The organism is Hippea alviniae EP5-r (assembly GCF_000420385.1).
Classification (GTDB): Bacteria; Campylobacterota_A; Desulfurellia; order Desulfurellales; family Hippeaceae; genus Hippea; species Hippea alviniae.
This window is the reverse complement of record NZ_ATUV01000001.1, coordinates 876,051-891,410: the sequence shown is the minus strand read 5'-3', so window position 1 is coordinate 891,410 and position 15,360 is coordinate 876,051. Positions and strand designations below refer to the sequence as shown.

The 15,360-nt window shown below is 39.0% G+C and carries 10 protein-coding genes; 2 read left to right on the top strand and 8 right to left on the bottom strand.

Annotated features, from left to right (window positions below):
- The first annotated feature begins 79 nt into the window (after positions 1–79).
- A complete protein-coding gene (gene glgP / locus G415_RS0104675) occupies positions 80–1,729 on the top strand; it encodes an alpha-glucan family phosphorylase (RefSeq protein WP_022670443.1) in 1,650 nt (549 codons plus the stop codon).
- Here glgP and glgB read toward each other — a convergent pair.
- Genes glgB through G415_RS0104635 form a run of 8 tightly spaced genes read right to left on the bottom strand, consistent with a single transcriptional unit; the run spans position 1,726 to position 14,750 of the window.
- Positions 1,726–3,618, bottom strand: coding sequence for a 1,4-alpha-glucan branching protein GlgB (gene glgB / locus G415_RS0104670; protein ID WP_022670442.1), 1,893 nt, complete (start codon positions 3,616–3,618; stop codon positions 1,726–1,728). The two genes, glgP and glgB, sit on opposite strands and share 4 nt — an antisense overlap.
- Entirely contained in the window at positions 3,611–5,074 is a 1,464-nt protein-coding gene (glgA, locus tag G415_RS0104665) for a glycogen synthase GlgA (RefSeq protein ID WP_022670441.1), read from the bottom strand. Before glgA ends, glgB begins: the two co-directional genes overlap by 8 nt.
- Positions 5,071–5,865, bottom strand: a complete 795-nt coding sequence (locus tag G415_RS0104660; protein ID WP_026939586.1) for an ROK family protein — start codon at positions 5,863–5,865, stop codon at positions 5,071–5,073. The genes glgA and G415_RS0104660 overlap by 4 nt, the downstream gene beginning before the upstream one ends.
- Positions 5,862–7,211, bottom strand: coding sequence for a glycogen synthase (locus tag G415_RS0104655; protein ID WP_026939585.1), 1,350 nt, complete (start codon positions 7,209–7,211; stop codon positions 5,862–5,864). Before G415_RS0104655 ends, G415_RS0104660 begins: the two co-directional genes overlap by 4 nt.
- Before the next feature lie 2 nt (positions 7,212–7,213).
- Entirely contained in the window at positions 7,214–8,251 is a 1,038-nt protein-coding gene (locus G415_RS0104650; protein WP_022670439.1) for a galactose-1-phosphate uridylyltransferase, read from the bottom strand.
- A complete protein-coding gene (locus G415_RS0104645) occupies positions 8,244–10,223 on the bottom strand; it encodes an alpha-amylase/4-alpha-glucanotransferase domain-containing protein (protein WP_022670438.1) in 1,980 nt (659 codons plus the stop codon). Before G415_RS0104645 ends, G415_RS0104650 begins: the two co-directional genes overlap by 8 nt.
- Positions 10,224–10,230: 7 nt before the next feature.
- Positions 10,231–12,219, bottom strand: coding sequence for a glycoside hydrolase family 57 protein (locus G415_RS0104640; RefSeq protein ID WP_022670436.1), 1,989 nt, complete (start codon positions 12,217–12,219; stop codon positions 10,231–10,233).
- A 2-nt stretch (positions 12,220–12,221) separates the two neighbouring features.
- On the bottom strand, positions 12,222–14,750 hold the full coding sequence (locus tag G415_RS0104635; RefSeq protein ID WP_022670435.1) for a sugar phosphate nucleotidyltransferase: 2,529 nt from the start codon (positions 14,748–14,750) through the stop codon (positions 12,222–12,224).
- Positions 14,751–14,915: 165 nt separating this feature from the next.
- Here G415_RS0104635 and mraZ point away from each other — a divergent pair, with 165 nt between their 5' ends.
- Positions 14,916–15,359 carry a division/cell wall cluster transcriptional repressor MraZ gene (mraZ, locus tag G415_RS0104630; RefSeq protein ID WP_026939582.1) on the top strand — a complete coding sequence of 148 codons (444 nt, stop codon included), beginning with the start codon at positions 14,916–14,918 and terminating at the stop codon, positions 15,357–15,359.
- Position 15,360 lies beyond the last annotated feature (1 nt).

The window sequence follows — 15,360 nt, the reverse complement described above, 5'->3', positions numbered from 1 at the left end:
GAGTTTGTGTTTGACTGATTTATCTTGAAAAAATCCAAAATACAGATTAGACTTTTGAAAAACAAAAAGGAGAGATAGGATGGAAAGAGATAAATTATTCCCCTATTTGATAGATGAGAGATTTTCAAAAAGCGTTGCCTATTTTTCTATGGAGTTTGCAATAGACCAGGCTTTAAAGACATACGCCGGTGGTTTGGGCTTTTTGGCAGGTTCTCACATGAGAAGTGCAAATCATAAAAGGCAAAATATGGTGGGTGTTGGGATATTGTGGAGCTATGGCTATTACGACCAGAGCAGAAACGAAGACAATACGATGAAGGTGGAATTCAGAAGAAAGTTTTACTATTTCATAGAAGATACAGGCGCAAGGGTTGAAGTAAAGATAAACGGCAAGCCTGTAATAGTGAAGGCTTATTTTCTGCCGCCAAATGTTTTTGAAACCGTGCCTGTGTTTTTGCTTACGACAGACTGCCTTGAAAACGATTATCTCTCACGAACGATAAGCTATAAACTCTATGACAACAACGAAAAGACACGCATAGCTCAGGAGATTGTTTTGGGTATTGGTGGCGTCAAGATACTCAAAGAACTCGGTTTGAATATCGATATTTACCATCTAAACGAAGGCCATGCCTTGCCGCTTGCCTTTGAACTTATGAAGGATTACCTTGAGCTTGAAGAGTTAAAGAAACACATCGTCTTTACGACGCATACGCCAGAGAAGGCTGGAAACGAAGAGCACGATGTAAAACTGCTTGAAGAGATGGGCTTTTTTGGTGATTTTAAGGCAGAAGAGATACAAAATAAGCTTGATTATCACGATAAGAACTTCTGTCTAACCGTTGCAGCTTTGAAGCTTGCAAAAAGGGCAAATGCCGTATCCAAAATTCATCACAAGGTATCAAACGAGCTGTGGAAGAATATAAAAGGTAGGTGCGAGATTATCAGTATAACAAATGCCCAAAACATGCACTATTGGGCTGATAAGCACCTGCTTACATATCTTCAGGAGCATGAAGATTATCAGCTTGCGGCATGGAAAAAGCATCTAAAAAGACTTCTGTTTGAAGAAGTTGCGGACCAGACAGGTAAAATCTTTGACCCACATATCCTAACTATTGTTTGGGCAAGAAGGTTTGTTGAATATAAAAGGCCGTGGCTTTTGATATACGACATGGAAAGGTTTAGAAATCTCGTAAACAACAAAGATTATCCTATACAGATTATCTGGGCTGGAAAGCCATATCCAGAAGATTATCGTGGCATAGGTATGTTTAACGAGCTTGTTTTGATGGCTAAAGAGTTCAAAAATGTTGCTGTTCTTACAGGATATGAGCTGAGACTCTCAAAGATGCTTAAACAGGGTGCGGATATCTGGCTCAATACTCCAAAATGGGGCAGGGAAGCAAGTGGCACAAGTGGTATGGCAGCAGCGGCAAATGCAGCCATTCACTTCTCCATTGACGATGGTTGGCATGCAGAGTTCGAAAAGGACGAGATAAACTGTTTCACCATAAGGCATGCAGACCCAAACTTGCCAATAGAAGAGCAGGATAGAAGGGATTATCTAACAATGATGGAAAAGCTTGAGACGACAATTCTGCCGATGTATTACGAAGATGAAGATAGATGGCTTGAGATAGTTAAAACAAGCATGAACGATGTTATGGCGTATTTCGACTCATCAAGAATGGCAGTTGAGTATTATGAAAAACTTTATAATCCTTAAAAAGGCTCAAGATAGACAACGGATAACGGCGGCAAGTTTATCTCTATGCTAAACTCTCTGCCATAGCAGGGTATATTTTCTGCTTCGAAGCCTTTTAACTCCTTTACAAAGCCGCCGTATTTTTCAAGCTGAGAGTTGAATATCTCATGCCACATACCACCAAAGGGCAGGGCGAGTCTGTATCTCTGCTCTATACCTGAGAAATTACATACAACGACAATGGTTTCGTCTATTCTGTCAGATTTTCGCAGGAAGGCTATTATGTTTTGAGAGTGATTATTCACATCTAACCACTCAAACCCTTCAGGCTTTGAATCGTAAAGGTATAAAGCCCGTTTTGTTTTGTAAATTTTGTTTAGCTCTTTTATCAAGGTTTGAACGCCTTTATGCTTGGGAAAGTCAAGCAGATGCCAATCTAAGCTTTCGGCATAATTCCACTCTCTAAACTGTGCAAACTCACCACCGCTGAATAGAAGCTTTTTGCCCGGATGAGCCATCATATACCCAAACAACGCCCTTAAATTGGCAAACTTCGTATCATAATCACCCGGCATTTTGTTGATTAAAGAGCCCTTCATGTGGACAACTTCGTCATGGCTCAGCGGCAGTATGAAGTTTTCGCTGAAAGCATACCAGATGCTGAATGTCAGCTTGTTGTGGTTGTATTGTCTGTAAATCGGATCTGACTTGAAATAGTCAAGTGTATCGTGCATCCATCCCATGTTCCATTTAAAACCAAAACCCAAACCACCCGAATAGACAGGCCAGCTAATCTTTGGAAATGCACTGGACTCTTCGGCTATCGTCATTATGCCGTCAAACATGCCGTAAACCGTCTTGTTGAGCTCTTTTAAAAATTCAATGGCTTCTAAATTCTCCCTTCCGCCGTATTGATTGGGTATCCACTCGCCGGGCTTTCGTGCAAAATCCAAGTATATCATGCTTGCCACACCATCAACCCTTAGCCCGTCTATGTGATACTTCTCAAGCCAAAAGACAGCATTGCTTATCAGAAACTCTTTAACTTCATTTCTTCCATAGTTGAATATCGCACTGTTCCACTGCGGATGATAACCTTTTCGTGGGTCTTCATGCTCATAAAGACAGGTTCCGTCAAATTTTGCAAGCCCATGGTCGTCTAAAACAAAATGACTCGGCACCCAGTCTAAGATAACACCTATACCCGTATGATGCATGATATCGACAAACTGCATAAACTCTTCTGGTTTGCCGTATCGAGAAGTTGGAGCAAAATAGCCTAAAACCTGATAGCCCCACGAACCGTCGAATGGATGCTCCATTATTGGCAGTATCTCAACATGCGTATAGTTCATCTCAACAAGATAATTAGCCAATTCTTCTGCAGCTTCTGTATATGTTAAAAATCGGTTGTTCTCTTCGACTTTTCTTCTCCATGAGCCAAGATGCACTTCATAGATGGAAATCGGAGCGTTTATGTTGTTTTTCGATGCCCTTTCTCTCATCCATTTATCGTCGTTGAATTTATAGTTTTCTATATCCCAAACAACAGATGCGGATTTTGGCGGTTTCTCTGAGAAAAAGGCAAATGGGTCTGCCTTGTATCTTTTTCTTTTGTCTATGTCCGAATAGATGAAATACTTGTATGTTTGCCCTTTTTTAACGCCTTTTATAAAGCCTTCCCAAATGCCAGAGAAGTCTTTTCGTTTTTTCAAAGGATGGGCTTTTGGGTCGTAATTGTTAAAATCACCAACGACGCTTACATAGACTGCATTTGGAGCCCAAACGGCGAAATATGCACCATCTTCAATTAGATGGCAACCCAGCTTCTCAAACAGCCTATAATGCGTTCCTTCTTTGAAGAGATATATGTCGTAATCGGTAAAAAGAGAGAATGAGTAATCAACCATCTTTTAAAGACCTGTAAATCTTTGCAAACTCATAAAGTTTTATATACTTCTCTGACTGTGTTTGCCAGTCAAACCTTACAGACATAGCCCTTCTTTGAAGATTGGCAAATGTATATTTATCGTTGTAAATATCCAAAGCCCATTTGAGCGTATTTAAAAGAGCAGAAGTGTCAAACGAGTAAAACACAAAACCCGTACCCTTTTCGTTTTGAGCATCAAAATTTTCAACCGTATCGACAAGACCACCAACAGCATGAACAATCGGGATTGTTCCGTATCTTAGCGAGTATATCTGATTTAAACCGCACGGTTCAAACGCAGAAGGCATCAAAAACATATCCGAGCCAGCTTCTATCAGATGAGCCAGCTCTTCTGAATATCCTATAAAACAACCAAATTTGCCTTTATACTGCTCTGCCTTCTCTTTAAAAAACTCTTCAGCCCACTTTTTGCCGCTTCCAAGCAGAACAAACTCAAGGTTCATCTGCATCATCCTATCAAACGCTTCGATAATAAGCTGAATTCCTTTCTGTTCATACAATCTTCCGATAAAGCCTATAAGCGGCTTATCACTTTTTTCCAACGAGAAGAACTCCTGCAGTTTTCTTTTTGAGTCTATTTTGTTCTCTAAGCTATCCATATCGTAATTTTTGGGTATGTATCTGTCAGTTGAAGGATTCCAAAGCTCATAATCAACGCCATTTATGATGCCAAACAGCCTGCATGAGTGTGCCTTTAGATGTTCATCAAGCCCAAATCCAAACTGCGGCGTCTGTATCTCTTCTGCATATCTTCTGCTTACCGTTGATATGGCGTCTGAAAACTTTATGCCGCCCTTAAGCAGATTAACCATTCCCAAAGCTTCAAACTCAAACGGGTTAAAGTGCTGCCAACCAATATCCATCACATTCATCAAGCTTGCATCAAATAGACCCTGATGCTGAAGGTTGTGAATGGTTAAAACAGATGATGTATCCTTAAAAAACGAATCATCCTTGTATTTTGTCTTAATGAGTGCATTTACAAAAGCTGCATGCCAATCGTGTGCATGGACTATGTCTGGCTTGAAATTAAGCCTTTTTGCCACTTCAAGTGCCGCTTTGCTTAAAAAGACAAACCTGATGCCATTGTCGGTGTAAGGGTTTCCGTTTTCATCGTCGTATAAGCCCTTTCTGCCAAAGAACAGCTCATAATCAACAAACCACAGTCTCAAATTCTTACTTAACCTTTTCTCAAATACGCCAAAGGATATATCTCCCAATACTCCCATATTGACTTTAAATGCAAAGCCGAAATCTTTAAGCTCTCTTTTGTCGATTATGTAATATCTTGGCAAAACAACAGCAACTTCGTGGTTTTTATTCGACAGAGCCTTTGAAAGTCCATATACAGCATCTGCAAGTCCGCCCGTTTTGGCAAAGCTTCCAAACTCGCTTGCAACCATTAAGATTTTCATTTTAACAATAGCTTTGCTCCTTCTAAAGAGCCGTTTTCAATCTGTGTCTTTTCTATCCTTAAACCGTTAAATGCAGCTGGCATTGCATATCTCTTTGCCCTTTTTCTGACTTCATTTAGGACAAAACCGCATCTTTTTACTATCCCGCCGCCGAGCACAACAATCTCTGGATTAAAAATAGCCACAACAACGCCAACGGCAAATGCCAAGGCTTCTAAATACTCTTCTGCTATCTTGTGCTTTATCTCATACAGATAACACAAATCGCTATTGTCTAAGTTATAAAACTCAGCCCACTTCTCTATGCCGCTGCCAGATGCGTATAACTCAAGACAGTTATCTTTCAAGCAGCCGCACCTAAACGGCGCTTTTTTGTATCCAATATGGCCAATCTCACACCCGTATAGAGCATCACTTAAAATGGGTTTACCGTCCAAAACGACGCCACATCCAAGGCCAGTGCCCGAATAGAGAGCAACTAAGTTGTTAGAGTTAAAAAAGTGTGCTTCTGATAATGCAGCGCAGTAAAGGTCATTTTTTAATATGACTTCAACGCCAAGTTCTTCTTTAAGGTCAATGTTTTTTAAGTTTATGTTTGGTGCACTGATTATCTTGCTGTCTTTAACCTGTCCGGCAAATGATACAGCAACCTTGTTTATTCTGTGTTTTTCTATCAGTTCTTTAAGAAACTCGATTATCTCAATCTCTTTTACTGAAACTTTGCCTTTAAGATTGCTATCCAAAGCTTCGTATTTTAGATAGCTGCCACCTATGTCAACGGCAAGTCTCATAGCTCTTCTAAAACCTTCAGATACTCTTTGGCGCTTCTGTCTGCTGAAAAATCACACTGCATATTGAACTTTCTTATAAGGTTTAGCTGGTTTTTGTTTTTGAATAGCTTTATAGCTTCTTCTATCTTTTGTAAAAACTCTTCTTCCTTCTCAAACAGAAAACCAGCACCGCAGCTTGGTTTATTAAAATCTTCATTTATGGTCTCTTTTAGTCCACCGACAGCCCTTGCAATGGGTATGACACCATATCTAAATCCTATAAGCTGAGTAAGTCCACATGGCTCAAACTCACTTGGCACAAGAATAAAATCAGACGCTGCATACAGGTTTCGTGCAAACGACTCATCGTATCCTTCCTTGAAGTAAAAGTTTGAATATTTGGAAAAATCCTTAAAATCTTGGGTTTTACCATCTCCAATCATCACAAAGTTTATCTCTTTCTCAAGCAACCTATCCATATACTTCTTTAAAAGTTCAATGCCCTTTTGTTGAGTTAGTCTGCCTATGAATGCAAACAGCGGCCTTGAAGCGTTTTTTAAACCTATATCCTTGATTAGTGCCCGTTTGTTTAGCCATTTGCCCTGTAAGTTTTTCAAAGAGAAGTTGAATCTTAAAAATCTGTCATTCTCAGGATTAAACTCATCGTAATCTATGCCGTTTAGTATACCTGTAAGTTTATCTTTGTTTTTAAGAAGAAAACCATCAAGCCCACAGCCAAACTGTTCTGTTAGTATCTCTTCTGCATACCTTTTGCTTACCGTTATAAGCTTATCACAGAAGGCTATACCACCTTTTAGCATGTTTAATTTACCGTAAAACTCAAACGCATCCGGTGTAAAATGCTCATGTCTTATACCAGCTCTTTCCAATATAGATGAGTCAAACACACCCTGATAGCATAGATTGTGGATAACAAGTATGGTTTTTGCTTTTAGGCTTTCAATTTTTGCATAATAGGAAGCAACTGCAGTATGCCAGTCGTTTAGAATCAAAACTTCCATATTCAATCTTTTTGCAATCTCGATTATGCTTTTGCTAAAGATGGCAAAGCGTAAAGGTTCGTTCTCGCCTTGAGTATAGATATGCTCTGCTTTGCTGAGCGTCTCGTTAAAAACAAAGTATGTTTTTATGTTTCCAAAATCATCAAGATACACGCTCACATCTTCGCCAAATACGGAAAATTCAAAGACTTTGCTGCCCAAAAGGCCTGCAAACTCATAAGCTGGAACAACACGCACAGTCTCATGAAATTTACCCAAGGCCTTTGGAAGACTAAATGATACATCGGCAAGCCCGCCACTCTTTGCATAACCCAAGAGCTCAGCTGCAGCAAATAGGATTTTCATTTTTACTCTCCCTCCAACGAATCTCTTAAAAATGCCGCAGCGTCTTCAGGCGAAACAGGGTTGATATGAACGCCACTTTCAAACTCAAACCCACCCAAAGAGAAAAGCCTTGGCAATATTCTTATATGAAAACGCCAGAACAGATTTAGTTTATCAAAAAACTCTTCGCTTACATAGTTTTTATTCAATGGCGGCAGACCAAAGACAAGATTGAAGTCAAAATTCCCAAGCTGCTTGTAAAACGCCCTGATAATTCTTCTTAAAAACTTAGCGAGTGCATTTATGTTTTTATCCGTCAAATCAACAATCGTGGAAGTCTCTTGAATTTTGCTTATTATCATAACTTCAAAGGCAAATGAAGAAGCAAATGGAGCAAAGGCGATAAAATAATTGTCTTCTGCTATTACCCTTACGCTATCGTTTTTTTCCTTTTCTATAACGGTGTCAAAGATACTGCGTGAGTTTCTCTTGTAATACTCAAAGGCATATCTAAACCAGCTCAGCTTCTGTTTTGGAAGAATGGGCAGTGCGATTAGCTGTGTATGTGGATGAGATTGTGTTGCACCTGCGTAATGTCCGTGATTCTTAAACAGCGTTGCATATATCATCTTTTTGTCGTTCTTTAAGTCTGCAACTCTCAACCTTAACACATGCAGCCAGTTGAAATACTCGTCTTTGCTTAGCTGATTCATCTTTGTTATATGTCTTGGCGTGTCTATGATGACTTCATGTGCACCGTATCCGTTCCAGACTTCATAATGACCTGCTTCCTTAGAGCCAAACGGTGTTTCTATCTGAACGGCTTTGTAAAGGTTTGGTATGACTCTAACCTTCCAGCCAGCCTTATTGGGCTCATTGTTTCTCAATGCGAATATCTCAGGTGGTGTTAGATGCTCGTTGCCTTCACAGAAAGGGCAGTCATATTGTCTGTTGTCCAATGTTTTATTACCGACGGTTGCATAGCAGTTCGGTCTGTGCAGCCTTTCTGGTGATATGAGTGCATACTCGTTGTGTATAAGGTCAAATCTGATTTCAGACATAGCTTAATTCCAACTCTCCTTTTAGTTTTAAACTCCTGCTAAACGGCAATACAATAGCAAAACTCAAACCTTGGGTTGTAAGCTCAAAACCCTTCTCGCTCTTTGAGATTGTGTTTAACGGCACAACTATTAGTTTAAACATGTTGTCAAGCCTGAATCTTATCAGTCTATTTGTAAAGCCGTCTTCTATGACAAACATACCTATGCCGCTCTCTTCATAGTTTCCGTTAAACCCTTTTGTGTCTATTTTTACCTTCGAATAGTCGGCAAAGTGCAGATTTAACTCAAGAAAATATAGATAACCATTTCTGCTTTCTGTTTCAAGCAGTATATCAAATTCAAACCCGTTTTTTCTCTTTGTAAATCTTTTGCTCAGATAAGCCTTAAAACTTCCTGTCTCTTCGTATATACCACCGTTTCTGAAAAACTCTATACCGTCATCGTATTTAGAATACTCAAACGGTTGATTGGCAAAATCCGAATACTCCCTAAAGTTGCACTTGTAAAAATTCTCCTGATTGAGCCACTGGTTTGTTATATGGTCTATAAATGAGCGTTTCAGATACCAGTCAAAGTTAAGATGCTCTCTTAGAGAGCCATCAAGCTGCATCTTTGACGAGTGTATCGTATCTATTGCGCCTTTATGTTCTGTCTCTTCTTCATATCTGAGCGTGTAATGATACGGCTCTTCCCTTCTTGTTAATGTGTTTTGAAAGTTAAACAGCGTTTTTCTGTCGTCCAACTCCACAAGCTGACCGCCGTATCTTGAGTCGAATATAGCTATAATTTCTGGTGAGAAAAACTTAACTTCATCATATCCGTCTATGTTTGTATCCCTTATCTCTATGGCATCTATTCTTCTTAGCATATTTTCGCACTCTATTAAGTATCTGTATGCATTATCCCTTAAATTCGGCAAATAAATCCCACCAAAAACGCCATGCCAGAACACATCGTTTGTCTGAAGCCTGTATATGCAATCCTTGTATTTTTCTCTCCTTAAGGGAATTGAAGAGAGTTCAAGCATTCTTTTGTGAATCCAGTTCGACTCTTCATATTTAACAAAAAAGTTTTTCCACTGGCCATCCCTTACTATAAGCTCGCTATCAAATCCATTTGCATTGAGTATCTCTTTTGCTTTTTCTATAATAAGCTGTGTGTTGCTGTTTAGAGACCATTTTCCCATCTCGACATACGAGACATTGTCAAGATAAACAAGGCCTGCGGGTTTTTCGTTTTTAAAGAAGTCTCCAAATAGGCCAGTCTCTATGTTTGACTCTTTTAGTTTTTTCAAAAACTGTTTAAGCCATCCATCTTCAAACACCCACTTGTGTGTATTAGGCCACAATCCAAACTTCTCAAGGTCATCAAACACAGGTGCAAAATTTAAACTTTTTATAAGCTCTATTGCTTCTTGTGAGTTGTAAAAGGGCAGGGCATATCTCAATTTTCTCAATATGGGAAATACGGCAAATCTCTTATATGCGTATTCGGTTAGATAATAGCCTTTAATCTCTTCTATACCTGATACGAAGAAGTGATGGTCGTCAAGGACAGCATATTCAAAATTGGCATCTGTCAGCTGTTCAATGATACTCTCATCCCATACCCTTTCTGCTATCCATACGCCTTTTGGTGAGACTTCAAAGTTATCTTCTATAAACTGATTGAGTTTTTTTAGCTGGCCAATCCTGTCCTTTGGCAGAATAGCAGAAAGTATCGGCTCATAGTATCCGCCACCAAACAGCTCAACCCTTCCAGAAAAGACAAGCTCTTTTATCAGTTCAAACAACTCGTTGTATTCATTTTTTATCTTGTTAAACAACCAGCCGCTGCAGTGCAGTGAAAACTTAAACCCTTTAAACTCATAAACCGTCTCGAAAAACGGCAGATAGCACTCCTTCACAGCCTTATCGATAGCACTTTTGAAGTTATCAACAGGCTGATGCATGTGAACGCCAAACAGAAACATAACCCACCTACACAAACCAGTTTTTTGCAAAGTCTTCTTCTAAGTTAATTGTCATCTCCCTTAAACTTGGCAATATTTGAACAACTCTATCTTCAACAACAAGCTCAAATCTTAAACCAACCCTATTTGATTTAAACATTCTCTTTGATAATGCCATCTCGATAATTTTATAACTTGCAACTTCTATATTCTCTTCAAACACAGGCTCTTTTAAGCTTATGCGCAGTGGCATTTCAAACTCTTTTGCATGAATGAGCAACTCTCCTTTTCTTCTTAATTCATCTATCTCTCCATCAAATCTTACAAATAGCTTCTCTTTATTTTGGCCAAAATAGATTTTATGGATAGGGCCTCTTGTTGTGTCCATTGTTGAGAAGCTTCTGCTTTCGTCTATTACTCCACTGCCAAGCCACTCAAAAAACGATGTTATCTTGCCATCTATCACAGGATTTATCTCAAACTTAGGCTGGACAATAATGGCTGATACATCGCTGTATTTTGTTATAGGCTCAAACAGAGCAGCCGGCGGGTTTATACCCAAGATTTTGTATATCTGAATAAGGTTGTTTCTATAGAGCCTATCGTATTCAAGCTCATGTTCACTGTAATGGCCTTCTCCATACCACCAAAACCAGTCCGAAGCTTCAGCCATTAAAAACAGCTCCTGTATCTTATCTAAGCTCTCTTTGTCAAGCTTGTCTTTGTGTCTTAAGAAATCCTTTTTTGTTAAAAAGAGAAGCTCCCAAGCCCTGTTCTTCTGATTATCTCCTACCCAGGTGCTGAAGTTTCCAAATATCCACGAACCAGAAGATAATGTTTTCAGCTCTTCATCGGCTTCAGGTTCAGATATTCTCACAAGCTCAATAGACTCATCTTCAACCATCTTCTCATACAGTCCACTCAAAAAGTCATAGCCGTTATTGGGATAAAACTCCCAGGCATTCTCACCATCCAATATAACATAGACAATCGCACTTTTATAGTTTTTTTCAATCTTTTTTAAATGATAAATAAAATCATCTATGGCTTTATCTGTAGGATATGCCTTATAGACAAAACCTATTTTGTCGCTGAGTTCTTTGTCTCTGAAGCCCATCAGTATGCCGTTAAAATCGTAAGTTTTGTAAATATCTGCAGAGTCAATAGATTTTTGCAATATGTCTTGGTCGCTGCCAGCCCATTTTATACCGTTGTTTTTAAGCATATTGACTGCATCTTCGCTAACGGAACCTTCAGCAGGCCAAAACCCATAAGGCGTACTTTCAAATGTCCTTTTGAATATATCTATAGCCCTTCTTACATGCTCTTCTGCATCATCTTTAAGAGATAAACCTTCTGATATCTCTTCAAACTCTTCACCAGCAACAGTTAAATCTATCAGAAGTGGCAGGATCGGATGGGCATAAGGCGTTGTTAGAAGCTCTATCTTGTTGTTTTTGTATAGCTCTTTGTAAAAGGGTAAAATCTTTTTTATAAACAAAAGAAGCTCATGAATAAGGGCATTTTTATCATTTTCATCATAATCTTTCTGTTTCTTTAGAAGCTCTGCCACAATTTCGCTGTTCTTTCTCAAATAGTTGCCACACCACGAAAGAAGAAACAGAACTTCCAGTTCTGTAAGCTCTTTATCGTCAAGGCTGTTTTTATCGTAAAGCTCAGCATATTTCTCAAGCGGCTTTACCATTGTATCGAATTGAGAGCTTTTGCATATTTTTACAACCCACTCTCTCTCCTTGCTCGATAGCTCAGATGGTTTCTGTGTAATCAGTTTGAGAAAGCAGTCTGACTTTACTCCATTCTCTGCGTATAGATTCAGCTGTTTTATGAGCGAAGGCGTGATGTTAAACGAGACAGAAGCGTTGTATCTTTCTGCAAGATAGGGCATATCGTAATAGTCTTTAATCGCATGCAGAAACACCCAAGGCAGTCTCATCGAGCCAGCCGAATCTAAATAAAACGGCTGATGCATATGCCACAAAAAAGCAACCCTTACCATAGCTAACTCTCTTTCAGCCAGTTATTTATAAGTGATATGTAGTGCTCATATATCTCCATACCCTTGTTCTCGTTGATAGCCTGTATGTATATGTTCAGCTGTTCGCTGTAAGGGTCTGGCATGACCATAATCCAATCTGTATTACTCTCCCAAACCTTTATGCCGTCAATGGTTGAGTATTGCTTCTTTTTTGCTTCATCGAGAAATCTTTTCATTATTTTACCCTTTTTAAGCTGTGGGCAGCCAACAGACCAGGATTTATAGAAGAAATCCTGCATATCCCTTCCCAATTCTGACAGTCTTGTGGAATTTTTGGCAAGCAACTCCATCAGTTTAAGAGAAGAGAATATTGCATCCCTGTATAGGGAGAATTGCGGAAACGCACAGTTGCCGTCAACTTTTGCTATCATATCAAACTCTTTTAACTGTTTAATACCAAAATCCGTATATTTGCCGCGCATTATAGAGAGATTCTCAAAATAGTTGTCGTTTAAGTCTGCAGACCAGCTTGGAAGAAGTATTTTCATCTTTCTTCCCACTCTCTTTGCTTCCCTATTCATCAAATCCAAAACGGCGTTCAAAGCAAGTGTCATGCTCAATATCTCGCCTTTATCATCAACTAAAACTCTTCTTTGACTGTATGGGTAAATAAGTATTCCCAAATCAAGGCCAAGTCCTTTAACCATCATCGATATGTCGTTTAAGCTCTTCTTTTCGTAATGTGATATGTTTGCAAGTTTAACTTCATCGGTATGGGCATTTAGGGTTATATTGTCTATCTGAAGCATAGTCATAATATATGGAAACACATCTTTTGTGATTCCATAAAGCAAATCAACAACAACCCTTATGTTGCTCTCCCTTATGATTTTGTGGTCTATTAGTCTCTCTATCTCGTGTGAGTATTTGTAAAACTTCTCATCCCTTATAATCTGATTGTCTATTATTTTGCCTATCTGCTTGTAATCTACACGCCTAAACTCTTCCTTAAAAAAGCTTTTATCAACGGCTTTTGAGCTGTTTGTGTCCAGTTTTAAACCGTATTCGTTAAATGGTATAAGCTCAACGGCTGAAGGGTCTGACAAATCCCTTTTAAAATAGGCACCTGCAACTATATTCTCATCCCTGTTTATAGCATGTCTCAAAACAACCAAAGGCACAGTCTTCATGTCAACAACAACAATACCCGTTGCAAGCAGTCCACTGACAAATGCTCTTTTTATCATTCGTGCAGCCGTTGAGTAATCTCTTCCGACTAACACCTTGCTTCCCACGGGCAGTTGACTTCCTAAGGCTTCACCGATTTTGCACGCTACATCACAGCTTAACTCTATGTTTGTTTTTCCACTTATTATACCGTTTTCGAAGAGTGTGTTTCTAAATCTGCTGCCCCATATTATGCTGTTTTTTACGATTGATGCCGCATCTATCTTTTTATTTGGCCAGACAACAATATCCTGTTCAAATGTTGCAAGCTGCCCAACATCGCAGCCTTCTGCAAGCACAACACCGGCCTTTGCCTTTACGCCGTTTCCAATCTTGACATCATTACACACAACGCCGTTGTCCATTATCACTTTATCGCCAACACTCACATTGTGCCATATAATCGAGTTTCTAATATTGCAATCATTACCAACTTTACTGCCTTTCCCTATACAAGCATTACTTAAAATACAGTTTTTTCCAATTTCAACGCCATCGCCTATCACGACGGTGTCTATTATCTTCACATTTTCACCCATTTTAAAATCACCAAATGCATATAAAACACCTTCTGCAAACTCTATCTTTTTACCCTTTGGTTGAATGTTTACCCTTTTGAAAAATATATCTTTGTGAACTTCTCTATAGCTGTCTGGATTGCCCACATCACGCCAGTATCCATCAAGCGTGTATCCCATCAAGTCAATGCCTTCTTTCATTAAGAGTGGAAACAGGTTCTTTGCAAAATCAAAGCTTTCGCCCACGGGCACATAGTTCAGTATCTCTGGCTCTATCACATAAATGCCTGTATTTATTGTGTCGCTGAATACTTCTCCCCAACTTGGTTTTTCAAGGAATTTCTCTATTTTTCCGTCGCTATTTGCTATTACGACACCAAATTGCAGTGGGTTGTCAACAGAAGTCAAGCCTATGGTTAGTTTTGAGTTCTTCTTAAAGTGAAACTCTATTATTTTTGAAAGGTCGAAGTCTGTAATAACATCGCCGCTTACGACGATGAATGTCGTATTTAGAAACTCTTTTGCCTGTCTTACTGCTCCTGCTGTCCCGTAATCTGCATCGGGCAGTACATACTCTATCTTGACATTCCACCTTGAACCATCCTTGAAATACTCTCTTATTACATCTGGCAAGAAGTAAAGCAGTATTACTATCTCGTTAATTCCTGCTTTGATAAGGTTTTCAAGCATATACTCCATCATAGGTATGTTCATAACGGGAACCATTGGTTTTGGAGTTGAGTGCGTCAAAGGTTGCATCCTTGTTCCAAAACCACCTGCCATAATAACACCTTTGACTTTATTCATAACGCACTCCTTTTGAAGTTTGTTTTTATATACCAGAAGTATAGGTGCAATTACCGATATTGTCAACTATGAACTTGCATTAACTTTTTAGGTTTTATTTAAGTTTTTTTCTTGACATCCGATATAAAAATTGGGTAAAAAGTGGGTGAAAGTGGGTGAAAGTGGATGTTTAGGGGCAGGTTCGAATACACATTAGACGAGAAGGGTAGGGTAAAAATCCCACCAAAATTCAAGGAAGTAATCAAAGATAAACATATAAATACGCTGGTTCTGACGGTTTTTGATGAGTGTATATACGCCTATCCTTACGATGTGTGGGAAGAGCTTGAAAAAAAAGCCGTAAATCTGCCATTAACAAACAAGGCTGCAAGAAGATTTAAAAGAATGTTTTTCTCGTCTGCCCAAGACGTAAATATAGACAAGCAGGGAAGAATACTAATTCCTTCTGTCTTAAGGGAAGATGCCGAAATCGATAAGGATGTCGTAATCTTAGGCAATTTAGACCACATAGAGATATGGTCAAAACAGAAGTGGGAAAATGAGTCAAAAGCCTTAAGAGAAGCAGAAGATGAATTAGCCGAAGAGATAGAAAAGTTAGGAATATTCTAAA

Bases quoted from the DNA above. Each gene is read 5' to 3' on its own strand.
- glgP (WP_022670443.1), top strand. From the start codon at position 80: ATGGAAAGAGATAAATTATTCCCCTATTTGATAGATGAGAGATTTTCA.
- glgB (WP_022670442.1), bottom strand. From the start codon at position 3,618: ATGGTTGATTACTCATTCTCTCTTTTTACCGATTACGACATATATCTC.
- glgA (WP_022670441.1), bottom strand. From the start codon at position 5,074: ATGAAAATCTTAATGGTTGCAAGCGAGTTTGGAAGCTTTGCCAAAACG.
- G415_RS0104660 (WP_026939586.1), bottom strand. From the start codon at position 5,865: ATGAGACTTGCCGTTGACATAGGTGGCAGCTATCTAAAATACGAAGCT.
- G415_RS0104655 (WP_026939585.1), bottom strand. From the start codon at position 7,211: ATGAAAATCCTATTTGCTGCAGCTGAGCTCTTGGGTTATGCAAAGAGT.
- G415_RS0104650 (WP_022670439.1), bottom strand. From the start codon at position 8,251: ATGTCTGAAATCAGATTTGACCTTATACACAACGAGTATGCACTCATA.
- G415_RS0104645 (WP_022670438.1), bottom strand. From the start codon at position 10,223: ATGTTTCTGTTTGGCGTTCACATGCATCAGCCTGTTGATAACTTCAAA.
- G415_RS0104640 (WP_022670436.1), bottom strand. From the start codon at position 12,219: ATGGTAAGGGTTGCTTTTTTGTGGCATATGCATCAGCCGTTTTATTTA.
- G415_RS0104635 (WP_022670435.1), bottom strand. From the start codon at position 14,750: ATGAATAAAGTCAAAGGTGTTATTATGGCAGGTGGTTTTGGAACAAGG.
- mraZ (WP_026939582.1), top strand. From the start codon at position 14,916: ATGTTTAGGGGCAGGTTCGAATACACATTAGACGAGAAGGGTAGGGTA.